Here is a 22,242-nt window from a genome sequence, read left to right on the forward strand (position 1 = left end):
GTGGCGCGCTGTTCCCTTTGCCCGAAAGCCTCACCATGAGCCGACAACCCGCCGCCACATTGATCCAGTCCCGTGACAACGTCCTGGTCAAGGATTTGCGCAGGCTTGTCCAGGACAGTGGGGCCTACCGCAAGCAAGGGCGCGTCTGGCTGGAGGGGGACCATCTGTGCCGTGCCGCGCTGGCGCGTGGCATGCAGCCCTCCGTGGCCGTGGTGGCCGAATCCTTCTGGCCGCTGGTGCCGCTGGAATGGGTGCAGGGCGCAGGCAAGTGCGTGGTGCTGGCAGATGCCCTGTTTGCCGAAGTCAGCGGCCTGGAGTCCCCGGCGCGCATCGGTTTTCTGATGGACTGGCAGGCATCGGCGGTCATCCGTGCCGGCGTGGCCACGGTGGTGTTGGACCGCGTGCAGGACGCAGGCAACGTGGGCTCCATCCTGCGCAGTGCCGCTGCCTTCGGTTTCAGCCAGGTCGTGGCCCTGAAGGGCACGGCTGCGCTGTGGAGCCAAAAGGTGCTGCGCGCCGGCATGGGGGCGCATTTCGGTCTGCAACTGGTCGAGTCGGCCTCGCCCGAAGACCTGGATGCGCTTGGCTTGCCCCTGATCGTGACCAGTTCCCACCAGGGCGAACTGATCCACAATGCCGCGCTGCCCTGGCCTTGTGCCTGGGCCATGGGCCATGAAGGGCAGGGCGTTGGCGAGGCGCTGATGCAGCGGGCAGCGCAGCATGTGCGCATCGGCCAGCCGGGCGGTGAGGAGTCGCTGAACGTGGCTGCTGCAGCGGCGATATGCCTGCACGCAAGCAGCGTGAGTGCCGGCTCACGTCAAGGGTAATCCCGCCTCCTGTCAGGAGGCTGAAGCACGACCAGCCTATAATGGGCGGCTTTCAAGCATTCCACACTACGCCTAGCGACGCTTCCTCGCCACCCCCTGCAGACAAGCTATAACCCGCCCGGATCCGTCCGTGCGGCACGCTGGGCGTAACCGTAATTAGAACCGGAGAACCCAGTGCTTTTGTCTCTCAAGGGAGCATTCCCATCCGCCATCCTGGCGCTCGCAGACGGCACGGTCTTTGTTGGCAACTCGATCGGTGCGCAAGGCACCACGGTTGGTGAAGTCGTTTTCAACACGGCAATCACCGGCTACCAGGAAATCCTCACCGACCCCAGCTACTGCCAGCAGATCGTGACGCTCACGTATCCGCACATCGGCAACTACGGCGTCAACGCAGAGGATGTCGAGGCTGGCAAGGTCCATGCGGCGGGCCTGATCATCAAGAACCTTCCGCTGCTGGCCAGCAACTTCCGCAAGTCCGAGACCCTGCCCGACTACCTCACGCGCAGCGGCACGGTGGCGATTGCCAACATCGACACGCGCAAGCTCACACGGCTGCTGCGCGACAAGGGCGCACAAAACGGCGCCATCGTCGGTTTGGCCGCTGGCGAAGAAGTGACCCAGGCGCGCATCGACGAGGCACTGGCTGCGGCCAAGGCGGCCCCCAGCATGAAGGGCCTGGATCTGGCCCAGGTGGTGAGCGCCGCCCAGCAGTACGAATGGACGGAAACCGAGTGGAAGCTGGGCGAAGGCTACGGCCAGCAGCAGGCCCCGCGTTTCCATGTGGTGGCCTATGACTTCGGCGTGAAGTTCAACATCCTGCGCATGCTGGCCGAGCGCGGCTGCAAGCTGACCGTGGTGCCGGCCAAGACGCCTGCCAAGGAAGTGCTGGCACTCAACCCCGACGGCGTTTTCCTGTCCAATGGCCCTGGCGACCCGGAGCCCTGCGACTACGCCATTGCCGCCACCAAGGAGCTGGTGGAGTCCGGCAAGCCCGTCTTCGGCATCTGCCTGGGTCACCAGATCATGGCCCTGGCCGCCGGCGCCAAGACCTTCAAGATGGCCAACAGCCACCACGGCGCCAACCACCCCGTCAAGGACCTGGACAACGGCCGGGTCAGCATCACCAGCCAGAACCATGGTTTTGCCGTGGAGATGGAGTCCCTGCCCGACACGCTGCGCGCCACGCACATCAGCCTGTTCGACGGCACGCTGCAAGGCCTTGAGCACAAGGACAAGCCTGCGTTCTGCTTCCAGGGCCACCCCGAGGCTTCGCCCGGCCCGCACGATATCGCCTACCTGTTTGACCGCTTCACGGCGCTGATGGAGAAACACAAAAATGCCTAAGCGCACCGACCTCAAAAGCATTCTGATCATTGGCGCCGGTCCCATCGTCATCGGCCAGGCCTGCGAGTTTGACTACTCCGGCGTGCAGGCCTGCAAGGCGTTGCGCGAAGAGGGCTACAAGGTCATCCTGATCAACAGCAACCCTGCCACGATCATGACCGACCCGGCCACGGCCGACGTCACCTACATCGAGCCCATCACCTGGCAGACGGTCGAGAAGATCATCGCCAAGGAGCGTCCCGACGCCATCCTGCCGACCATGGGCGGCCAGACCGCGCTGAACTGCGCGCTGGACCTGTGGCGCAACGGCGTGCTGCACAAGTACAAGGTCGAGCTGATCGGCGCAACTCCCGAGGCCATCGACAAGGCCGAGGACCGCCTCAAGTTCAAGGATGCGATGACGCGCATCGGCCTGGGTTCGGCGCGCTCGGGCATCGCCCATTCGATGGACGAAGCCTGGGCCGTGCAAAAGGAAATGGGCTTTCCCACCGTCATCCGCCCCAGCTTCACGCTGGGCGGGACGGGCGGCGGCATTGCCTACAACCCCGAAGAGTTCGAGACCATCTGCAAGCGCGGGCTGGAAGCGTCCCCGACCAATGAGCTGCTGATCGAGGAATCGCTGCTTGGCTGGAAGGAGTACGAGATGGAAGTCGTCCGCGACAAGGCGGACAACTGCATCATCATCTGCTCCATCGAGAACCTGGACCCCATGGGCGTGCACACCGGCGACTCGATCACCGTGGCACCCGCGCAGACGCTGACCGACAAGGAATACCAGATCATGCGTAACGCCTCGCTGGCGGTGCTGCGCGAGATCGGTGTGGACACGGGCGGCTCCAACGTGCAGTTCTCGGTGAATCCGAAGGACGGCCGCATGATCGTCATCGAGATGAACCCGCGCGTGTCGCGTTCCTCGGCGCTGGCCTCCAAGGCCACGGGCTTCCCCATCGCCAAGGTCGCTGCCAAGCTGGCCGTGGGCTACACGCTGGACGAACTCAAGAACGACATCACGGGCGGCAAGACGCCTGCGTCGTTCGAGCCCTCGATCGATTACGTGGTCACCAAGATCCCGCGTTTCGCGTTCGAGAAGTTCCCCGCTGCCGACAACCGCCTGACCACGCAGATGAAGTCCGTGGGCGAGGTCATGGCCATTGGCCGTACCTTCCAGGAGTCCTTCCAGAAAGCGCTGCGCGGCCTGGAAGTCGGCGTGGACGGCATGAACGAAAAGACCCAGGACCGCGAGATCCTCGAAAAGGAACTCGGCGAGCCAGGTCCGGACCGCATCTGGTATGTGGGCGATGCCTTCGCTGCCGGCTGGACGCTGGACGAGGTGCACAACATCACCAAGATCGACAAGTGGTTCCTCGTGCAGATCGAAGAGATCGTGAAGATCGAACTCGAACTGGACCAGGTCTACGAGGAAAAGGGCGATGCCGCGCTGGCCGCACTGGACGCCACCACGCTGCGCACGCTCAAGCAAAAGGGCTTCTCCGACCGTCGCCTGGCCAAGCTGCTGCACAGCAATGAGAAGGCCGTGCGCGAGGCACGCAAGGCACTGGGCGTGCGCCCCGTGTTCAAGCGTGTGGACACCTGCGCTGCCGAGTTCGCCACCGACACGGCTTACATGTACTCCACCTATGACGAGGAGTGCGAAGCCGAGCCGACGAACAAGAAAAAGATCATGGTGCTGGGCGGTGGCCCGAACCGCATCGGCCAGGGCATCGAGTTCGACTACTGCTGTGTGCATGCTGCGCTCGCCATGCGCGAGGACGGCTATGAAACCATCATGGTCAACTGCAACCCCGAGACCGTGTCCACCGACTACGACACGTCGGACCGCCTGTACTTCGAGCCGCTGACGCTGGAAGACGTGCTCGAAGTCGTGGCTGTCGAGAAGCCTGTTGGCGTCATCGTGCAGTACGGCGGCCAGACGCCCCTGAAGCTTGCGCTGGGTCTTGAAAAGGAAGGCGTGCCCATCATCGGCACCACGCCCGACATGATCGACGCGGCCGAAGACCGCGAGCGCTTCCAGAAGCTGCTGCATGAGCTGGGCCTGCGCCAGCCGCCCAATGCCACGGCCCGTACCGAGCCCGAAGCGCTGGAAAAGGCGGCCGGCCTGGGCTACCCCCTGGTCGTGCGTCCCAGCTACGTGCTGGGTGGCCGTGCCATGGAAATCGTGCACGAGCAGCGCGACCTGGAGCGCTACATGCGCGAAGCCGTCAAGGTCAGCAACGACTCGCCCGTGCTGCTGGACCACTTCCTGTCCAACGCCATCGAGTGCGATGTGGACTGCGTGCGCGACCGTGAAGGCGCCGTCTTCATCGGCGGCGTGATGGAGCACATCGAGCAGGCTGGCGTACATTCGGGCGATTCCGCCTGCTCGCTGCCGCCTTACTACCTCAAGCCCGAGACCGTGGCCGAGATCAAGCGCCAGACTGCCGCCATGGCCAACGCGCTGAGCGTGGTCGGCTTGATGAACGTGCAGTTCGCCATCAAGGAAACGGCCGACGGCGACGTGATCTACGTGCTGGAAGTCAACCCGCGCGCCTCGCGCACCGTGCCCTTCGTCTCCAAGGCCACCGGCATCCAGCTGGCCAAGGTGGCTGCGCGCTGCATGGCCGGCGACACGCTGGCCCAGCAGGGCATCACCAAGGAAGTCACGCCGCCGTACTTCAGCGTCAAGGAAGCCGTCTTCCCGTTCGTGAAGTTCCCTGGCGTGGACACCATCCTCGGCCCCGAGATGAAGTCCACCGGCGAAGTCATGGGCGTGGGCAAGACCTTTGGCGAAGCCTTCGTCAAGAGCCAACTGGGCGCCGGCGTCACGCTGCCGACCCAGGGCAAGGTCTTCCTGACCGTGAAGAACGCCGACAAGCCGCGTGCCGTGGCCGTGGCCAAGGAACTGGCTGCGATGGGCTTCGTGTTGTGCGCCACGCGCGGCACGGCAGCGGCCATCTCCGAGGCCGGCATCGAGGTGCAGCTCGTCAACAAGGTGACTGAAGGCCGCCCCCACATCGTGGACATGATCAAGAACGGCGAGATCGCCATGGTCATCAACACGGTGGAGGAGCGCCGCAATGCCATCGCCGACTCGCGTGCCATCCGTACCAGCGCCCTGCTGGCGCGTGTGACCACCTTCACGACCATCTTCGGTGCCGAAGCTGCCGTCGAAGGCATGAAGTCCATGGGCAACATGGACGTGCACTCGGTCCAGGAATTGCACGCCCAACTGCAGGCTGCCTGAGATCCTTCCATTGCCGCTGCGCCTGTTTTTTGATGGCGCGCAGCGAGCGGCACTGTCCGACAGTGCCACCGGGTTATCCCACCATTTCGGGTGGGTAAACACGGCATAATGGAACGAATCATTCGATGAAACCGCCGCGCGGCAACGTGCGGCGGTTTGCTTTTGGGGTGCAGGTCCAGCCGCAAAGTCGCCGGCCCGCCTGTACCAAAGAAACCGCGCAGCGCGCGGCGTTCGCTGAACATGGAGACTTTTCAATGGCCACCATTCCCATCACCAAGCGCGGAGCCGAGAAGCTCAAGGACGAACTGCACCGCCTGAAAACCGTGGAGCGTCCCTCCATCATCCAGGCCATCGCCGAGGCACGTGCCCAGGGCGACCTGAGCGAAAACGCCGAATACGAAGCTGCCAAGGACCGTCAAGGCTTCATCGAAGGCCGCATTGCCGAGGTCGAGAGCAAGCTGTCGGCTGCCCAGATCATCGATCCCTCTTCCGTGGATGCCGGTGGCCGCGTGGTCTTCGGTGCAACGGTGGAGCTCGAGGATGAAGACAGCGGCGACACGGTGAAGTACCAGATCGTCGGCGAGGACGAGGCCGACCTCAAGCTGGGCCTGATCAACGTCTCTAGCCCCATCGCGCGCGCGCTGATCGGCAAGGAAGAGGGCGATACCGCCGTCGTGCAGGCACCGGGCGGCGAGCGCCGCTATGAAGTGGTGTCGGTGCGCTACCTCTGATGCGCCAGCGCCTGTGCCTCGATCATTGAGGAAGGCCTAAGCCCATGAGCAACCTGTACGAGCGCATTCCCCTGCTGGCTGCTGCCCTGTGGTGGGGCAGCCTGTCGGCCATCGGCTTCATGGCCGTGCCCATGCTGTTCGCCCAATTGCCCACGCCGGCTGTCGCGGGCTTCATGGCAGCCAAGCTGTTTGCCGCGCAGACCTGGGTGTCCATCGCCTGCGCGGCCCTGCTGCTGGTCCTGTCCCGGCGCAACAAGGAGCAGGTCCTGCAGCCCTGGGCCAAGGCCTGTCTGGGCTTTGTGATCGCAGGCATGCTGCTGGCATTTCTGGTCCAGTACGGCGTGTCGCCGCGCATCGTTGCACGCGACAACCTCAAGCTGTGGCACAGCGTGGGCACGGTGATGTATGCGCTGCAGTGGCTGTGTGCGCTCGTCGTGCTGTGGCGCATAGGCAGTCCGTCTCAAGCGAAAGCCGAGGCCACGGCCTGATCCCGGTCCTGCCGGTTCGGCACCATGCCAAACGAAAACGCCCGCAAGCGCGGGCGTTTTTTTGTGGGTCGAGCTGCTCACTCGTGCCAGTGCTCGGCCACCCAGGTGGCAGGCCGGATATAGCGAAAGCGCCGATTGCGCCGGCCGGCCAACGCGTCGGGCGGGTTGCATTCTCCGTGGAAGATGACCACGCGTGCACCATCCGGCACGAAGGGCGGCTTCCAGTAGTTCGTCGGCCATGCGGGAATGCAGTGGTACTTGAAGCTGGGGCACCAGGCCTGCGGCCAGTACTTGAGCTTGCCCTGCTTGTGCAGCATGTCGGACAGGTAGGCCTGCTCGTTGCGGAAGCTGCTGCGGATCTCTTCGAAATGCGTGCGGAAGTAGTCCAGTACCTCGGGGTGGGCACCCAGCTCGAAGCGGTACACCGAGGAATTGCCCGTGATGCGCCAGGGACGCTTGTAGTCGTGGATGATCAGGAATTCGCCGGGCTCGGTGAAAAAATCGTCCAGCGGCCCGGTGATGACCACGTCCACGTCAAGAAACAGCGCCGTGCCGCGCAGGCCATGCAGGTCGGCACTGAAGGTGGCCAGCTTGTTCCAGCCACGCTCGGGAATGCCGGCGGGCAGGTTCAGCGGCGGAATGGGCAGGCATTCGACTTCGTCACGAATCCCCACGCCGTCATCGGTCAGGCAGACAAGGCGAAAATCGCCCTTCAGATGCCGACGCACCATGGCGTAGAGCCTGTTGACATACTCCGGACCGTACTTCTTGCCCCACTTCATGCAGATCACGAAGCGCTGCTGCGCAGAGGGGGAGGCGGAGGGCGGTTGCGCGGCCTGGGCCACGCTGGCGGCATGGGATGCTACGGTCATGGATGCGGCGGACTCAGTCTGCCTGGCGCTTCTTGACCGACTTTTGCTTGGGCTTGGCGCGCTTGACCTGGCCACCTGCCGTCAGGCGCTGGTTGCCCAGCACGCGGATCTGCTTGACCTCGGGCTTTTGGCCGGAGCGCTTGCTGAACTTGAGCAGCTTGACATCGCGAGGACCGGGCATGCGGTTCTCGTCGATGGCTTTTTCCTTTTCCGGCATGGGGCGCCAGAGCACCAGCAGCTTGCCGATGTGTTGAATGGGTGCAGCGCCAAGTTCGTCGCACAGCTGCAGATACATCTGCTCGCGTGCGGCGCGGTCGTCGTTGAAGACACGGACCTTGATCAGGCCATGTGCGTTAAGGCCGGCGTTGACCTCCTTTTGCACGGCAGCCGTCAGGCCGTCACCTCCGATGAGGACCACGGGGTCCAGGTGGTGTGCGTTGGCGCGGTGTTCCCGGCGCTCGGCGGGAGTCAATTGAATTTGGGGCATGGCCGTATTATCGAGGCTGAAAGAATCCAGCATGAAAGTCAATAGTAGAAGCCGTCACAGGCGATGGCTACTCACCATCAAGGAACTTGCGCAGCACCGGGTAACGCCCGGTGTTTTTTTTGCCCGCAGCCTCATCAGCGATCCGACGCACGACGATCAGCGACACATCAAAATGCCTTGCCGTCGCAGCCTTACTCCAGCCCTCAGCCAACATGCGTAGGGCCTCCGCTTCTTGCTCATCATCAAGCTTCTTGGGCCTACCAAAGACACGCCCCCGCTTGATCGCAGCAACTTGCCCCGCAACCGTGCGCTCTCTGATGATCCCTCGCTCAAGCTGCGCCACAGCTCCCAAAATTTGGACCATGAAGACACCCAGCGGCCCTGTCGTATCAAGCGGCTCTGTGAGAGAGCGCACCGCAGCTCCTGACGCTTTGATGCGATCCAGAATCATTAGTAGATCCAGCAGCGAGCGAGCGATGCGGTCCATTTTGTAGACAACCAGGGTGTCACCTGGCTGCAGCGCGGCAAGACAGCGTTGCAGCTCCGGGCGTGCACTCACTGAGCTAGTCTTCTCCTGATAGATCTGTTGCACACCCGCCCGATGCAATGCATCCATCTGAAGGTGCGTTTCTTGATCCCTCGTTGAGACCCGCGCGTAACCAATCAGCATGTTCCTACTCACTTTGTTGCGACGACTTGATGCTAGGGAGGGGCGTCAAATCACGCGACAAACTGCACCTGTAGGGGCCACAGCCACACAGCGGCATCACGTAGACGAGATGCCTACGTCCCGACCCCGTCACTTGTTCCGCCACAGCAGCCCGAAACGCATCCAGTCATGTGACGTCAACGCGTGCCTCAGCATGCAACCTATGACCTCGCTTTGACTGGCCTCATAGGTCTTCCCGATCCGCTGCACCTGTTGCAGCAGCCCAGGGTCTATGTACAGATCAACGCGCTTCTTGCCGTCGCGGTATCGCCGCAGGCGAGCGTTTCCGGTGCTGTTTGCGCGCTTAGGGTCAGTTGATGCCTGCATAGCCACCACCTTCTAAAAAACGCGTGGCGGGCCGTTTTGGCACCTCTGCGTGCAGTACGAACCAGTCACGCCAGCGCGACAGCTCCGAATAGACAACAGCCTGACCTTGAAGCATGCAGTCATAGCAAGCCGACACAGCATCTGCGACGCGAGGGAACCAGCCCAGGTCGACGGGCTTGCCCATTTCGAAGTCTCCGAAGGTGCTGTAGCGATTCGTGAAGGCCTGCCCCTCGCGGAATGCCTTGACGATGTACTTGGCGATGTACGAGGCAATGCGAGCAGGGGAACGCATGCTGTTGCGCTTGCGCCGGGCCAGATCGATGTTGCCGCCACGCTCTTTCGTGACACCACGCCAGACGCTGCGGATAGCGTCAAAGCTTTTGACCTGGTAGGTTTGGCCCTGGTCATTCTTGCGCTCGAACACACGGGGCACATTTGCCGTCGCAATGTGCCAATGGATTGCCCCGCGGGCCTGGTACTCATACACGGCCACAGCCTTGAACTCAGGCATGTACCGACGCATGCGGCGCACGAACTCTTTTAGATCCTTCTTGGATCGCTCCAGGTCCGTCTCGTTTGCGCGATACGTGAGCGTCAGCAGGGTGTCTGATCCCATCGCTTTGCAGAGCTTGCGCACCTTGACCTTTGCACGATTCGCCGCGATGGTCAGCGACCGTTCGCGCATCTCTTCGGCCTCTTCCTCGCGCCGTTCAATGACGCGCTCCAGGTAGGTCTCCAGGGCTATGTGATTCCACTCACGCTCCACCCAGACCGTGGGGGCCGTGCCTGTGATTTCCATGTGCCCATTGCCCAGGTCATGGGCCTTCACACGCATGCCCTCGCCCGTGCTGCCATCAAAGACTGTGAGAGCCTCGCCACGACGATGCATGTGCAGCAGTTCTTCAGGGGTGTATCGACGCGTAGGGTTCGCATCACAGATAATTCGGATCATGTTGACCAGTCGTGTTGGTTGACGTCACGAGCCCCGGACGGTTGCCGCCGTCGCGGGGTTCACCTTTTTCAGAGCCCTGCTGCCCTGTATGTCCCAAAGTGTTTATGGGATAAATCTAGGCCGCGCTGCGCGCGGCCCGCCCCTGCGCTCCGCCTGCATGGGCGGGCCACCCGCACGCTGGCCTCATCCAGGCCCACGGCCAGGCAGAACACAGAGCCGCTTACGCGGGGGGCTACCTGGTTTCTCAGGGCGACGGATTGCGGCCCGCTTGGCATGGGCGCTGCGCCTCGCGTACAGGGGCCAGCGCAGGCGCAATGGCAACGACGCTGCAGGGCGTGCAATAGCGCCGCAGGAAGCAAGCGGCAGGCGCGCTAGTGACGCCCTGAGCACATCGCCGGGCACGTCGCGCGACTGGACGGTGACATCACTGCAGCCCACTACGCACCTGTGCATTGCGCGCAGATAGACCTTGCAGATAGGCCGCGCCGGGGTCCTGCTGCGGGAGGGGCGCGACGACAACCTGCAGTTGCTGCGGGGGCTGCTGCTGCACTGGCTGGACTGGCCGCACCTCCTGCCGAGACTGATCTACAGACCGGCGCGGGGCCTCGCGCGGCAATTTGAAATCAACGAAAAAGCCGCGGTCTACGATGTGCTTGCACAGGCCCTCAGGCATGTACAGGAGGGTGGCCTGCTGCGTGTAGCACTTGCACTCTCCGCGCATGACGACGCAAGCAGCAGGGTATGGCGCCTCAACGGGCTGGGTTACAGAGTCATAGACGGGCGCCGAATGCGGGAAACCTGGGATGCGAGGCGCGCGAGCGTCTACATATTCCGCAGCGGTCAGCACGCGCCCCTCGCTGCCTGCAGCACGACCAGGCCCAGCCGTCGCACCCGCAACGGTGGCTTGCGGCCGCTCTTTCGTCACATTTTTATAGACCCCGGTGATTGCGAGATACCCAAAAGCAGGCACAAGCAAGGCGCAAGCAACAACCATCCAGACACGCCAAGGCACCTTTTTTTTGCCAGTATGCAGAGACGCGGACTCGTACCAGTCGTAAACCTCCTTGGGAAATGCACGCATTGATACGACGCCACGAGCACCAGCACCCGGCTTTTCACACGCAGTTTCAGCAAAATTAAAGCGCAGCTCACTGACCATATCCGCGCCAAAAGTACGCTTGAAATGCCTATGCCAGCTAGGCGCCTCGATAAGTCGCCTGATATTGACGTTTATCAGGGATGGATGAGGCGTAATCATCCAGAAGTCAAAACCACGCTTGCGCCTGAACTGAGCGACAGCGTTTATATATTCAGGCAACTCCCCTTGAATCTTGTGAGGAAACTCATTCTGACATTCATCCATCACACAGATAGAGCCATCGGGCAAATCCTGCCATTTCTTCGGGTCGAATTCCTGCCAACCCCAATCGAGAAGGATCTGCTTCGCAGTAAAACCGTGGAAATAGACTGGACGACTTTCTTTTAATTGCTGCTCACGGACATCCTTGAGAGTAAACAGCGTTTTACCTGCACCATTGCCACCAGTAGTTAAATAGATCATCCCAGCCTCACTGCTTACGGAAACGTTTCACCGCGCCAGTCATGCCCGCGAGGCTGAGACGCACTGCTACTGCTGACGTAATGATGCTGATGGCTACGCCAACTTTCATATACGAAAGCAGACCGACCAACTCAGGAGGCAGGCCGAAAAAAGCAGTTAGAGCGTCAGACTTCAGACGGTCAAGCGCAGTGTCAACACCCATGTACGTGACAACAGATATTCCGAGAGAAATCAACACTTGTCCTGCGAGACTGCCAGCAATATTAAGGAACATGCCGCCCAGCGCAGCGAGAAAAACAGGCATTTAATTACTCCCTCGCAACGCCAGAAACAATACGGAATCCAGCCAGGCTAGACACTGCGACCAGCACCCAGCCCATGTATTCAAGGCCAGGACAAATACGGGACATAGGCAAAGATACTTCGGTGCCCCACACAGTCACCGACAAATCAGATATGCATTGGCCGCCACCAAGCAAATTGTCCTGACTCAGCTTCCCTGAAACATCCACATCTTTATTTCCGGGTAAATCTTTCGTCACGTCGCGATTTCGACCCTTAGCGACTTCGGCGTCATATAGCTTTGATTCTGGAGACTCGTTTACGAATAACTCGCACGCGCGCTTATGCTGCTCTTTGGCAATCGCACAAAGTAAAACATCGCCCTCACACGTGAAACCCGCAGAGCAAGAGCCACCGAATTTGCCTTTGCCGTCGCCGCAATCGTCACCCTTGCAATCGCCGCCTCCTGTGCCGCCTCCTGTATCGACACCACCCCCCGTGCCACCGCCTGTGCCGCCCCCTGTGCCGCCTCCTGTATCGACACCACCCCCTGTGCCGCCGCCTGTGCCACCTCCCGTGCCGCCCCCCGTGCCGCCGCCTGTGCCGCCCCCCGTGCCACCTCCTGTGCCGCCCCCCGTGCCCCCTCCTGTGCCGCCCCCAGTACCGCCGCCTGTGCCGCCGCCTGTGCCACCACCCGTGCCACCTCCTGTGTCACCTCCTGTGTCACCACCCGTGCCGCCTCCTGTACCACCACCCGTGCCGCCTCCTGTGCCGCCTCCTGTGCCGCCTCCTGTGCCGCCTCCTGTGCCACCTCCTGTGCCACCTCCTGTGCCACCTCCTGTGCCACCACCCGTGCCACCACCCGTGCCACCACCCGTGCCACCACCCGTGCCGCCTCCTGTGCCACCACCCGTGCCGCCGCCCGTGCCACCACCTGTGCCCCCAGTGCCACCGCCAGTACCGCCACCCGTGCCGCCGCCTGCGCCACTACCATCGCCGGGCGTATTACCTGCGTTGCCATCGCATTTACCGCCAGTCTGAGTACCCTCACCGCCCCACACCCACGTGCCGGACGAATTCTGAAATTTAGTTGTGATAGTCGGGGTGACAACGCAGCCCTTCTCGCACATAGCAGTCGGCACCTCACCAGGTCGGTCATCAAAATACATCTTTGTACCGGCCTTGCATCCACAGTCACCTAATTTTGTAGATATTGCCCTCTTATCGTAGTCTTTATATGTAGTACCTTTGTAGACGTACTCTGCTTCTAATTCACAAAGCCCGCCAGGAGTAACTGTCGCCGAAACAATCTTTGCTACAACGGGACTGACCCCGTGATACATCGTATAAGACCCACCCACCAAAGGAGAACAAGCAGCCTGCCTAGATGAGACCCACCCAGAATCGATGCCACCACCATTTGTGTTATATAAAGTGCACTGCTCTGCAGCAATAATTGCAAATGGCGTGCAAGATAATAAAAAAGCAATTATGCGGAAAAGATAAGCCATGCAGCCCCCAGCATTGCGACGATTACAAACAGGCCCATGGCACCCCCTCTTTGAAACGCCACCCGTGGCGCTTTAAAAAAAAGGCCCCGCAGCCGGCCGGTCTGCGGGTTCCTATAGGCCGCTGATCAGGACAGCGCCTTGCGCACCCACTGGAACGCCTTGACGCCCACGAAGATCAGCAGCACGGCGGCGCCGATCAGGCCGATGGGCACAGCTTGCGCACCGATATCGGTGACGACGGCGCCAACGTCCACAGCAGCAGCATTCGCGCCACCAGCGGCCAGGGCTGCAGCAGCAGCGATTGCGGCAATGCGCGCGGTTTGGGTATTGATGCGATTCATGAAATCAGTCCTCTTGAGTTTGGTTTCCGTCGGTATTTCTGAGCGTCTGAATCAGGACTCGAAAGCCCCAACCGACAGCCCAGATCAGCAGGACGGCGCCGCTGATTGCTGCGCCCTCTTCGGGACTCAGCGAGAGCACCGGGAGGGCAAATTCGTGCTGCACGGTGACCGTGCAGGCTTGCGCGCACTGAATGACCTGGTCAGCCATTGCTGTTGATGCGATGCAGGGCAGTGGCACGCATCCGCGCTGTGTAGATGCGGGTGCGCCGATCCATCCAGTTACCGACGCTCGAAATGCCGCGCGTGATAACCGCCATGAACAGCCCAAAGGCGAGAGCGCCGAGGGCACCACCGCACATCGCGAGCCATACCAACGTATGCGCGAAGTGCTGCAACTGGGCTTCGGTGAGCGCGACCATGGCTAAGCCTTCGGTGCAGCAGGCGCTGCAGCGGCAGGTGCAGCACGGCCCACAGGTGCGAGCGACGGCACGGGCGTGAAGTCAACGATGGCGGGCATGATCTTGCGAGACTGGAAATCAACGCGCATGCCGTAGACGGGGGCATACAGGCCCCGCGTGATCTTGCCGACCAGGGGAGCAGGCACGGGCGTAACGCCGACCTGCAGTTCGACGCCGTCCGCATCGAGAGTGAGGCAATCGACCTCTTGAAATTCGTAAGGCTTGCCGCTCTTGCCGGTGCCCTTGCGGACCTCTTGCACGACCAGGACCTTGATGAATGCGGGCAGGGGTGTAGACATGGTGTTTCCTTGACAGACTGCGTAGTGAAATCCCGCGCAGTTCGGGCTATGCGAGCAACAGCGCTCTACGCTTTCCCGCACGCGAGGAAGCGTGCAGGGCTGTCACGGTGCATGCCCCGCGGATTGCGCCGAGCTGGCCGGCTCGGAACTGTCCCGAGAGACTTGCCCGGGGGCATGCAAAAAAGCGCATGAGGTGCCCCCCACCTGGCCGACCGTGGCGGGAGCCGCCAGGCGCACGCCCTGGTCTCGCTGACCAGGCAGAGGACATGAGGAAGATCGAAAAGGCATGCTGGCGGCTCCTGTGAGAAAATTACCTTCGATGGCAATGACCATCTGTGGTAATCAATGAGCCGAAGATACCATGACTAGTAACTTTTTTGCAAGAGAGGCAAAGTGTGTCTATTGCTGAAACAATTGAGGCCGCAACACGTGCTGTAGGCAGCCAGAAGGCGCTTGCCCACCTCTTGGGCATACCCGAGACCCATATCAGCGGCTTCAAGAAGGGCAGGCCCTGCAGCTATCAGAAGCACGCGCAAATCGCCGCAGCAGCAGGCATGCGTGAAGAGGCAGTACGAATCCTCATCGAAGGCATGGCATCGGGCCTGAGCGATGATGTCGAACACGAAGCCCTGATCAAGGGAGCACTAGACCAGGTCGAACAAGGTGTCCTGGCCGTGCTCGGAAGCATGCCGATCGACCACGAGTCGGAAGAAGAAATGAAAGTCCATACTAAAAGTATGAAAGTCAACACAAAAAGCAAGAAGGTCAACAAGGCTTGGCTCAACAGCCACGTCAACGATCCTTACGTCAAAGCCGCCCAGAAGGACGGCTACCGCGCTCGCGCGGCCTACAAACTCAAGGAGATCGACGAGCAGCTCAAGCTCATCCGGCCGGGTGCCACGGTGGTGGATCTGGGCTCTACGCCAGGGGCGTGGAGCCAGTATGTGCGCCGCTGCCTGTCGCCAGAAGGCGCGGCGGTGGGCGCGCTCAATGGCCGGATCATCTCGCTGGATCTGCTGCCCATGGAGCCCATCGAGGGCGTGCAGTTCATTCTGGGCGATTTTCGCGAGGAGCCGGTGCTGGCGCAGCTGCAGGAGGCGCTGGGCGGCGGCAAGGCCGATGTGGTGGTCTCCGACATGGCTCCCAACCTGTCGGGCAACGGAACGACGGATGCGGCGCGCATTGCGCTGCTGGTGGAGCTGGCGGTTGATTTCTCCATCCACCATATGAAACCTGAAGGGGCCCTGGTCGTGAAGCTCTTCCACGGCGGGGCCTACGACGGCCTGGTAGCGCTGTTCCGGCAGACCTTCAAGGTGGTCAAGCCGATCAAGCCCAAGTCCTCGCGCGACAAGTCTTCAGAGACGTTTCTGGTGGGCATGGGGCTCAAGTAGCCCTGCACAGCCGCCCGGCGCGGCCCTGACGCGGGTCAAGACCGCATTCAAGCTATGGCTGCTATAGAGGGATATAGGCGACCAGCCAGCTTGAAACACCTAAAATGGACCGCAAATACGCTTCGAGCACGCTGGAAGTCGTTTTATCTGTATCCCCATTGGAGCCCCGCTTGAACAATCAGTGGTTTTCAAAAATTGCCGTCTGGCTGGTCATCGCCATGGTGCTGTTTACGGTGTTCAAACAATTTGACACCCGTGGCGGCGCTGGCGCGTCCCATGTCGGTTACTCCGAGTTCCTGGAAGAGGTGCGCAGCAACCGCATCAAGAGCGCCACCATCCAGGAAAGCCCCGGCGGCACCGAGATCGTGGCCACGACCAACGATGACCGCAAGGTGCGCACCACAGCCACCTACCTGGATCGCGGGCTCGTGGGTGACCTGATCAACAACAACGTCAAGTTCGACGTCAAGCCCCGCGAAGAAGGCTCGGTCCTCATGACCCTGCTCGTCAGCTGGGGCCCCATGCTGCTGTTGATCGGCGTGTGGGTGTACTTCATGCGCCAGATGCAGGGTGGCGGCAAGGGCGGTGCTTTCAGCTTCGGCAAGAGCAAGGCGCGAATGCTGGACGAGAACAACAACACCGTGACCTTTGCCGACGTTGCAGGCTGCGACGAAGCCAAGGAAGAGGTCAAGGAAGTCGTGGACTTCCTGAAGGACCCCAACAAATTCCAGAAGCTCGGCGGCCGCATTCCGCGTGGCCTGCTGCTGGTCGGGCCTCCGGGTACCGGCAAGACGCTGCTGGCCAAGTCCATTGCGGGCGAGGCCAAGGTCCCGTTCTTCAGCATCTCGGGCTCCGACTTCGTGGAAATGTTCGTGGGCGTGGGCGCGGCCCGTGTGCGCGACATGTTCGAGAACGCCAAGAAGAACGCACCCTGCATCATCTTCATCGATGAAATCGACGCCGTGGGCCGCCAGCGCGGCGCAGGCCTGGGCGGTGGCAACGATGAGCGTGAACAGACCCTGAACCAGATGCTGGTCGAGATGGACGGCTTCGAGACCAACCTCGGCGTGATCGTCGTTGCTGCGACCAACCGTCCGGACATCCTGGATGCGGCGCTGCTGCGCCCCGGCCGTTTCGACCGCCAGGTGTATGTGACGCTGCCCGATATCCGCGGCCGCGAGCAGATCCTCAATGTGCACATGCGCAAGATCCCTGTCGGCCAGGACGTGAATCCGGGCGTGATCGCCCGCGGCACGCCCGGCATGTCGGGCGCCGATCTGGCCAACCTCTGCAACGAAGCAGCCCTGATGGCCGCGCGCCGCAATGCGCGTACCGTCGAGATGCAGGATTTCGAGAAGGCCAAGGACAAGATCATCATGGGCCCCGAGCGCAAGAGCATGGTCATGCCCGAGGAAGAGCGCCGCAACACCGCCTACCACGAGGCGGGCCACGCACTGATCGGCAAGCTGCTGCCCAAGTGCGATCCCGTGCACAAGGTCACCATCATCCCGCGCGGCCGTGCGCTGGGCGTGACGATGAGCCTGCCCGAGAAGGACCGCTACTCCTACGACAAGGAGTTCATGCTCAACCAGATCGCCATGTTGTTCGGTGGACGCATTGCCGAAGAAGTGTTCATGAACCAGATGACCACGGGCGCGAGCAACGACTTCGAGCGGGCCACGCAGATCGCACGCGACATGGTCACGCGCTACGGCATGACCGACGCGCTGGGCCCCATGGTCTATGCGGAGCAGGAAGGCGAGCCTTTCCTGGGCCGCTCGATGAGCAAGACCAACAGCATGAGCGAGCAGACGATGCAGAAGGTGGACCAGGAGGTTCGCCGCATCATCGACGAGCAGTACGGACTGGCGCGCAAGCTGATCGAGGACAACTCCGACAAGATGCATGCCATGGCCAAGGCCATGCTCGACTGGGAAACCATCGACGCCGAGCAACTCGATGACATCATGGCCGGCCGCGAGCCGCGTCCTCCCAAGGACTGGGTGCCGCGCAACCCGCCGTCTTCCGACGGTGGCAACTCGTCCGGCGGCACGCCGGCAGTGGATGCCGACCCTGCGCCCACCACGGCCTGATCTGCTTGACGCAGAATCTGCCAATCCCATGCAAAGGGCCCCGAGGGGCCCTTTTGCTTTGCTTGCAGGATGTGTTCAATCGCCCACAGCGGTGGCCGAGCGAGGGGCCCGGTCCGGCAAGCGCCTACCTTCAGGAAATCCCATGCCGCATCAATGGCAGACTTCGCGCTTTGTTCTAGACCTTCAGCGTCCACTGGTCATGGGCATCGTCAATGTGACGCCCGACTCGTTTTCCGACGGCGGGCGGCACAACACCGTGGAGCGGGCCTTGCGGCATGCAGAGCAGCTGATCGGTGAAGGTGCGCACATCCTCGACATCGGCGGCGAGTCCACCAGGCCCGGATCACCGGCCGTGCCGCTGGATGAGGAATTGCGGCGCGTGCTGCCCGTGGTGCAGGGCGCGGTGCAATTGGGCGTGCCTGTCTCCGTCGATACCTACAAGCCCGAGGTCATGCAGGCCGTGCTGGATCTGGGGGCCGACATCGTCAACGACATCTGGGCGCTGCGCCAGCCGGGCGCGCAGCAGGTGGTGGCCGCGCACCCGCGCTGCGGCATCTGTCTCATGCACATGCATGGCACGCCGCAGGACATGCAGACCACGCCCATGCAAGGCGATGCCGTGCCCGCCGTGCGCGATTTCCTGCAGTTGCACACCGATGCCCTGCTGGCCCGGGGCGTGGCGCGCGAGCGCATTGTCTGGGACTACGGCATCGGCTTCGGCAAAAGCGTGGCACAGAATTTTTCGCTGCTTGCGCGCCAGCAGGAATTGCTGGGCCTAGACTTTCCGCTGCTGGCGGGCTGGTCGCGCAAGGGCTCGCTCGGGCAGGTCAGTGGCCTTGCGCAGGGCCAGCGCATGGTGCCCAGTGTGGCGGCGGCGCTGCTGGCAGTGGAGCGGGGTGCGCGCGTGGTGCGCGTGCACGACGTGGCCGATACGGTGGCGGCATTGACGGTCTGGCAGACCATGCACGACAACAACTGAACAACAAAGGAGCACTATGGCACGCACATATTTTGGTACCGATGGAATTCGCGGTCTGGTGGGCTGCTCGCCCATCACCCCCGACTTCGCACTGCGTCTGGCGCACGCCGTGGGCCGTGTGCTGCGGCGCAAGGAAGCCCGCCCGATGGTGCTGATCGGCAAGGACACCCGGATCTCGGGCTACATGCTGGAAAGTGCCCTGGAGTCCGGCTTCAACTCGGCCGGCGTGGACGTGATGCTGCTCGGTCCCCTGCCCACCCCGGGCGTGGCCTACCTGACGCGCGCCCAGCGCGCCAGCTTGGGCGTGGTCATCAGCGCCAGCCACAACCCTTACTACGACAACGGCATCAAGTTCTTCAGCGCCCAGGGCACCAAGCTGCCCGATGCCTGGGAGGAAGAGGTCGAGCAGGCCTTGACCGAAGATCCCGTGTGGGCCGACTCTGCCGCTCTGGGAAAGGCCCGGCGCCTTGAAGACGCGGCAGGGCGCTACATCGAGTTCTGCAAGAGCACCTTTGACCATGCACTCACGCTCAAGGGCGTGAAGATCGTTGTCGATGCGGCCCATGGCGCGGCCTATCAGATCGCACCCAAGGTCTTCCATGAACTGGGGGCCGATGTGGTGGCCATAGGCTGTGCGCCCGATGGACTGAACATCAACGAAGACGTGGGTGCCACGCACCCCGAGGCTCTGGTGCTGGCCGTGCGCGCCAACAAGGCCGATTTCGGCGTGGCGCTGGATGGCGATGCCGACCGGCTACTGCTGGTCGATGCGGCAGGGCGGCTCTACAACGGCGACGAGCTGCTGTATCTGATGGCGGCCGACCGGCTGGCGCGCGGCGAGGCCGTGCCGGGCGCCGTGGGCACGCTGATGACCAATATGGCCGTGGAGGTGGCGCTGAAGTCCCAGGGCGTGGGCTTTGTGCGTGCCAAGGTGGGCGACCGCTATGTGCTGGAAGAGTTGCACCGCCAGGGCTGGACCCTGGGCGGTGAGGGCTCGGGCCATTTGCTGGCGCTGGACAAGCACACCACGGGCGACGGTCTGGTCAGCGCGCTGCAGGTGCTGCAGGCCTGCGTGCGCTCGGGCAAGAGCCTGTCGCAGTGGTTGTCGTCCGTGCAGCTGTTTCCCCAAGTGCTGCTCAACGTGCGGCTGCAGCCGGGCCAGGACTGGAAGCGCAACACCCAATTGGAAGAGGCCACCGAGGCCGTCAAGGCCGAGCTGGGCGATACCGGGCGTGTGCTCATCCGCGCCAGCGGCACCGAGCCTTTGCTGCGCGTGATGGTGGAGGCGCGCGATGGCGATCAGGCCAGCCGCTGTGCCGAGCGCCTGGCCAGCGTGGCCAAGAATTCGCCGGTTGCCTGAGCGGTTGCGCGCTCCTGTGCATGGAAGGCCGAGGCTTCATTCCTCGGCTTTTTTTCGTCTGGATTCCGGTGCGCGAGGTGATGCGATGCGCGCGGTGATGCGGCCCGGTCAGCCCTGGCTGCGCAAGAAGGACTCCAGCGCCTCAGGTGCCAGCGGGCGGCTGAAATGGTAGCCCTGGGCTTCATCGCAGCCTTGCTCGCGCAGGAACTCCAGCTGCGCCTCGGTCTCCACGCCCTCGGCCGTGGTCTGCATGCCCAGGGCCTGGGCCATGCGGATGATGGCGCTGACAATGGCGCGGTCGTTGCTGTCGTGGTCCAGGTCCTGGATGAAGGACTGGTCGATCTTGAGCTTGTAGATCTGAAAGCGCTTGAGCTGGCTCAGGGATGAATAGCCGGTGCCGAAGTCATCCATGGCCAGGCGCACGCCGTGCTCGCGCAGCCGGTCCATGGTGGCCGTCGCCTGGCGCGGATCATGGATGGCCACGCCCTCGGTCAGCTCCAGCTCCAGAGAATCGGCCGGCAGGTCGCTGTCGAGCAGGATGCGGTTGATGATCTCGGGCAGTTGCTGCTGATGGAACTGGATGGCCGAAAGATTCACGGCCACCTTCAGGTCGCACAGGCCCGCATTGCGCCAGACCTGCAACTGCTGCATGGCGCTGCGCAGCACCCATTCGCCGATCTGCAGGATCTGGCCGCTGTCCTCGGCCACGGGAATGAACTCGGCCGGCGAGACCGATCCCAGTTCCGGGTGCTCCCAGCGCAGCAGCGCCTCCACGCTGCGCACGCGGCCCGTGCTCAGCGTGATCTGCGGCTGATAGTGCAGATACAGCTGATTGCGCTCCAGCGCCCGGCGCAGCGCGTTCTCCAGTTGCAGGGCGCGCAGGGACTGGGCCTGCATCTGCGGCGTGAAGAAGCGGTAGGTGTTGCGGCCGGCCTGCTTGGCGTGGTACATGGCCGCATCGGCGGCCTGTGTCAGCGAGTCGATGTCGTGGCCGTCGCGCGGGTACAGCGCAATGCCCATGGACGGCGCAATGGTCAGCTCATGACGGTCGATCTGGTAGGCCTGGCGCGACGCCTCCTGCAGCTTGCCGGCCACGCGGGCCGCACCCTGGGCATTGGCGCCGGGCAGCAGCAGCACGAATTCGTCACCGCCGATGCGGGCCACCGTATCGCGGTCGCGCACGACGGCACGCAGGCGTCGGGCAATCTCCACCAGCAAGGCATCGCCCACGCGGTGGCCCAGCGAATCATTAACATGCTTGAAGTGGTCCAGGTCCAGGAACATCACGGCCAGCGGCGTGTCGTTGGCCTTGGCCAGCTCGATGGCGCGGGCACTGCGCTCGGCCAGCAGCGTGCGGTTGGGCAGGCCGGTGAGCGCGTCGTAGTGCGCCATCCAGTAGATGCGTTCCTGGTCCAGCTTGCGGTCGGCAATCTCCCGGTGCAGGTTCTCCACCGTGGCGCTGAGTTCGCGTGTGCGGTCGCGCACCTGCTGCTCCAGCAGTTCGTGGGCCTGGCTCAGGGCCTGCTGGGCACGCAGGCGGTCGTCGATATCGCTCACGATCCAGATTGATCCCTCGCGCGCATCGCCCGGATTGATGAGCCGCCCCGTGAGCTCTCCCCAGAACAGGCTGCCGTCCTTGCGGCGCAGGCGGCGCTGCGTGCGAAAGGACAGGCCGGCGCTCAGCGTGCGGTAGGCCTCGCGTCCCAGGCTGCGCAGCTCATCACGGCTGGGATGCAGATGTTCGCTGTTGATGCCCACCAGCGCATGCTCGCCCGCGTAGCCGAATATGTCTGCGTAGCACTGGTTGCAGCGGACGATGACGCGTTGGCGAATGAAGACGATGCCGACGCCAGCATTGTCGAGCAGGGCCTGCTGCTCGCGCAGACTGCGTTGCAGGGACGCCGCCATCATCGAAGACGGACGTTCGAGTACAGGGTCGTACGCAATCGTCGGCGCGGACATGGCGAAGCGGTGGGGCGGTAATGG

Annotated in this window: 22 protein-coding genes; 9 read left to right on the forward strand and 13 right to left on the reverse strand. The window is 62.7% G+C overall.

Annotation, left to right across the window (positions count from 1 at the left end; translation table 11 throughout):
* Positions 1–35 precede the first annotated feature (35 nt).
* From LGR64_RS05610 to LGR64_RS05630, 5 genes are all read left to right on the forward strand, one after another.
* Positions 36–827, forward strand: a complete 792-nt coding sequence (locus LGR64_RS05610; RefSeq protein ID WP_099750765.1) for a TrmH family RNA methyltransferase — start codon at positions 36–38, stop codon at positions 825–827.
* A 174-nt stretch (positions 828–1,001) separates the two neighbouring features.
* The gene (gene carA / locus LGR64_RS05615; protein ID WP_141834523.1) at positions 1,002–2,174 is read left to right on the forward strand and encodes a glutamine-hydrolyzing carbamoyl-phosphate synthase small subunit; all 1,173 of its coding nucleotides are present in this window, start codon (positions 1,002–1,004) and stop codon (positions 2,172–2,174) included.
* A complete protein-coding gene (carB, locus tag LGR64_RS05620; protein ID WP_034396158.1) occupies positions 2,167–5,415 on the forward strand; it encodes a carbamoyl-phosphate synthase large subunit in 3,249 nt (1,082 codons plus the stop codon). Before carA ends, carB begins: the two co-directional genes overlap by 8 nt.
* A gap of 254 nt (positions 5,416–5,669) precedes the next feature.
* Entirely contained in the window at positions 5,670–6,146 is a 477-nt protein-coding gene (greA, locus tag LGR64_RS05625; protein WP_012206729.1) for a transcription elongation factor GreA, read from the forward strand.
* 44 nt (positions 6,147–6,190) lie between these two features.
* Entirely contained in the window at positions 6,191–6,634 is a 444-nt protein-coding gene (locus LGR64_RS05630; RefSeq protein ID WP_141834526.1) for a DUF4149 domain-containing protein, read from the forward strand.
* A gap of 77 nt (positions 6,635–6,711) precedes the next feature.
* Here the strand turns inward: LGR64_RS05630 and LGR64_RS05635 are convergent, their stop codons facing one another.
* The 12 genes from LGR64_RS05635 to LGR64_RS05685 all read right to left on the reverse strand — a co-directional run bounded on the left by LGR64_RS05635 (position 6,712) and on the right by LGR64_RS05685 (position 14,433).
* Positions 6,712–7,506, reverse strand: coding sequence for a hypothetical protein (locus LGR64_RS05635; protein WP_013801461.1), 795 nt, complete (start codon positions 7,504–7,506; stop codon positions 6,712–6,714).
* Positions 7,507–7,519: 13 nt separating this feature from the next.
* Positions 7,520–7,993 (reverse strand): YhbY family RNA-binding protein, encoded by a 474-nt coding sequence (locus tag LGR64_RS05640; RefSeq protein WP_012206726.1) that lies wholly within the window; start codon positions 7,991–7,993, stop codon positions 7,520–7,522.
* Between the two features lie 67 nt (positions 7,994–8,060).
* Positions 8,061–8,663 (reverse strand): recombinase family protein, encoded by a 603-nt coding sequence (locus LGR64_RS05645; protein ID WP_133072426.1) that lies wholly within the window; start codon positions 8,661–8,663, stop codon positions 8,061–8,063.
* Positions 8,664–9,012: 349 nt separating this feature from the next.
* Positions 9,013–9,981 (reverse strand): rolling circle replication-associated protein, encoded by a 969-nt coding sequence (locus LGR64_RS05650; RefSeq protein ID WP_133072427.1) that lies wholly within the window; start codon positions 9,979–9,981, stop codon positions 9,013–9,015.
* Positions 9,982–10,405: 424 nt separating this feature from the next.
* Entirely contained in the window at positions 10,406–11,542 is a 1,137-nt protein-coding gene (locus tag LGR64_RS05655) for a zonular occludens toxin domain-containing protein (protein WP_230355066.1), read from the reverse strand.
* 7 nt (positions 11,543–11,549) lie between these two features.
* Positions 11,550–11,846, reverse strand: a complete 297-nt coding sequence (locus tag LGR64_RS05660) for a DUF2523 domain-containing protein (RefSeq protein ID WP_133072429.1) — start codon at positions 11,844–11,846, stop codon at positions 11,550–11,552.
* Positions 11,847–11,850: 4 nt separating this feature from the next.
* Entirely contained in the window at positions 11,851–12,084 is a 234-nt protein-coding gene (locus tag LGR64_RS28655; protein ID WP_423779890.1) for a virulence factor TspB C-terminal domain-related protein, read from the reverse strand.
* Positions 12,085–12,143: 59 nt separating this feature from the next.
* The gene (locus LGR64_RS05665; RefSeq protein ID WP_230355067.1) at positions 12,144–12,845 is read right to left on the reverse strand and encodes a hypothetical protein; all 702 of its coding nucleotides are present in this window, start codon (positions 12,843–12,845) and stop codon (positions 12,144–12,146) included.
* A gap of 615 nt (positions 12,846–13,460) precedes the next feature.
* Positions 13,461–13,676 carry a major capsid protein gene (locus LGR64_RS05670; RefSeq protein ID WP_126312308.1) on the reverse strand — a complete coding sequence of 72 codons (216 nt, stop codon included), beginning with the start codon at positions 13,674–13,676 and terminating at the stop codon, positions 13,461–13,463.
* A 4-nt stretch (positions 13,677–13,680) separates the two neighbouring features.
* On the reverse strand, positions 13,681–13,884 hold the full coding sequence (locus LGR64_RS05675) for a hypothetical protein (RefSeq protein ID WP_034367010.1): 204 nt from the start codon (positions 13,882–13,884) through the stop codon (positions 13,681–13,683).
* Positions 13,877–14,095 carry a hypothetical protein gene (locus tag LGR64_RS05680; protein WP_133073610.1) on the reverse strand — a complete coding sequence of 73 codons (219 nt, stop codon included), beginning with the start codon at positions 14,093–14,095 and terminating at the stop codon, positions 13,877–13,879. Before LGR64_RS05680 ends, LGR64_RS05675 begins: the two co-directional genes overlap by 8 nt.
* A gap of 2 nt (positions 14,096–14,097) precedes the next feature.
* Positions 14,098–14,433 (reverse strand): hypothetical protein, encoded by a 336-nt coding sequence (locus LGR64_RS05685; protein WP_133073611.1) that lies wholly within the window; start codon positions 14,431–14,433, stop codon positions 14,098–14,100.
* Positions 14,434–15,170: 737 nt separating this feature from the next.
* Between LGR64_RS05685 and LGR64_RS05690 the strand changes: the two genes are divergently transcribed.
* The 4 genes from LGR64_RS05690 to glmM all read left to right on the forward strand — a co-directional run bounded on the left by LGR64_RS05690 (position 15,171) and on the right by glmM (position 20,256).
* A complete protein-coding gene (locus LGR64_RS05690) occupies positions 15,171–15,824 on the forward strand; it encodes an RlmE family RNA methyltransferase (protein ID WP_141834530.1) in 654 nt (217 codons plus the stop codon).
* Positions 15,825–15,994: 170 nt separating this feature from the next.
* Entirely contained in the window at positions 15,995–17,917 is a 1,923-nt protein-coding gene (ftsH, locus tag LGR64_RS05695) for an ATP-dependent zinc metalloprotease FtsH (RefSeq protein ID WP_016447469.1), read from the forward strand.
* Positions 17,918–18,059: 142 nt separating this feature from the next.
* Entirely contained in the window at positions 18,060–18,896 is an 837-nt protein-coding gene (folP, locus tag LGR64_RS05700) for a dihydropteroate synthase (RefSeq protein ID WP_141834533.1), read from the forward strand.
* A gap of 16 nt (positions 18,897–18,912) precedes the next feature.
* Positions 18,913–20,256, forward strand: a complete 1,344-nt coding sequence (gene glmM, locus LGR64_RS05705; protein WP_141834536.1) for a phosphoglucosamine mutase — start codon at positions 18,913–18,915, stop codon at positions 20,254–20,256.
* Between the two features lie 108 nt (positions 20,257–20,364).
* Here glmM and LGR64_RS05710 read toward each other — a convergent pair whose 3' ends face one another.
* Positions 20,365–22,218 (reverse strand): EAL domain-containing protein, encoded by a 1,854-nt coding sequence (locus LGR64_RS05710; protein WP_034396146.1) that lies wholly within the window; start codon positions 22,216–22,218, stop codon positions 20,365–20,367.
* Positions 22,219–22,242 lie beyond the last annotated feature (24 nt).

The sequence above is a fragment of the Delftia sp. Lp-1 genome (genome assembly GCF_020523835.1).
Lineage (GTDB): Bacteria > Pseudomonadota > Gammaproteobacteria > Burkholderiales > Burkholderiaceae_C > Comamonas > Comamonas acidovorans.

Bases quoted from the DNA above. Each gene is read 5' to 3' on its own strand.
- LGR64_RS05610 (WP_099750765.1), top strand. From the start codon at position 36: ATGAGCCGACAACCCGCCGCCACATTGATCCAGTCCCGTGACAACGTC.
- carB (WP_034396158.1), top strand. From the start codon at position 2,167: ATGCCTAAGCGCACCGACCTCAAAAGCATTCTGATCATTGGCGCCGGT.
- greA (WP_012206729.1), top strand. From the start codon at position 5,670: ATGGCCACCATTCCCATCACCAAGCGCGGAGCCGAGAAGCTCAAGGAC.
- LGR64_RS05630 (WP_141834526.1), top strand. From the start codon at position 6,191: ATGAGCAACCTGTACGAGCGCATTCCCCTGCTGGCTGCTGCCCTGTGG.
- LGR64_RS05635 (WP_013801461.1), bottom strand. From the start codon at position 7,506: ATGACCGTAGCATCCCATGCCGCCAGCGTGGCCCAGGCCGCGCAACCG.
- LGR64_RS05640 (WP_012206726.1), bottom strand. From the start codon at position 7,993: ATGCCCCAAATTCAATTGACTCCCGCCGAGCGCCGGGAACACCGCGCC.
- LGR64_RS05645 (WP_133072426.1), bottom strand. From the start codon at position 8,663: ATGCTGATTGGTTACGCGCGGGTCTCAACGAGGGATCAAGAAACGCAC.
- LGR64_RS05650 (WP_133072427.1), bottom strand. From the start codon at position 9,981: ATGATCCGAATTATCTGTGATGCGAACCCTACGCGTCGATACACCCCT.
- LGR64_RS05655 (WP_230355066.1), bottom strand. From the start codon at position 11,542: ATGATCTATTTAACTACTGGTGGCAATGGTGCAGGTAAAACGCTGTTT.
- LGR64_RS05660 (WP_133072429.1), bottom strand. From the start codon at position 11,846: ATGCCTGTTTTTCTCGCTGCGCTGGGCGGCATGTTCCTTAATATTGCT.
- LGR64_RS05665 (WP_230355067.1), bottom strand. From the start codon at position 12,845: ATGGCAACGCAGGTAATACGCCCGGCGATGGTAGTGGCGCAGGCGGCG.
- LGR64_RS05670 (WP_126312308.1), bottom strand. From the start codon at position 13,676: ATGAATCGCATCAATACCCAAACCGCGCGCATTGCCGCAATCGCTGCT.
- LGR64_RS05675 (WP_034367010.1), bottom strand. From the start codon at position 13,884: ATGGCTGACCAGGTCATTCAGTGCGCGCAAGCCTGCACGGTCACCGTG.
- LGR64_RS05680 (WP_133073610.1), bottom strand. From the start codon at position 14,095: ATGGTCGCGCTCACCGAAGCCCAGTTGCAGCACTTCGCGCATACGTTG.
- LGR64_RS05685 (WP_133073611.1), bottom strand. From the start codon at position 14,433: ATGTCTACACCCCTGCCCGCATTCATCAAGGTCCTGGTCGTGCAAGAG.
- LGR64_RS05690 (WP_141834530.1), top strand. From the start codon at position 15,171: ATGAAAGTCAACACAAAAAGCAAGAAGGTCAACAAGGCTTGGCTCAAC.
- folP (WP_141834533.1), top strand. From the start codon at position 18,060: ATGCCGCATCAATGGCAGACTTCGCGCTTTGTTCTAGACCTTCAGCGT.
- glmM (WP_141834536.1), top strand. From the start codon at position 18,913: ATGGCACGCACATATTTTGGTACCGATGGAATTCGCGGTCTGGTGGGC.
- LGR64_RS05710 (WP_034396146.1), bottom strand. From the start codon at position 22,218: ATGTCCGCGCCGACGATTGCGTACGACCCTGTACTCGAACGTCCGTCT.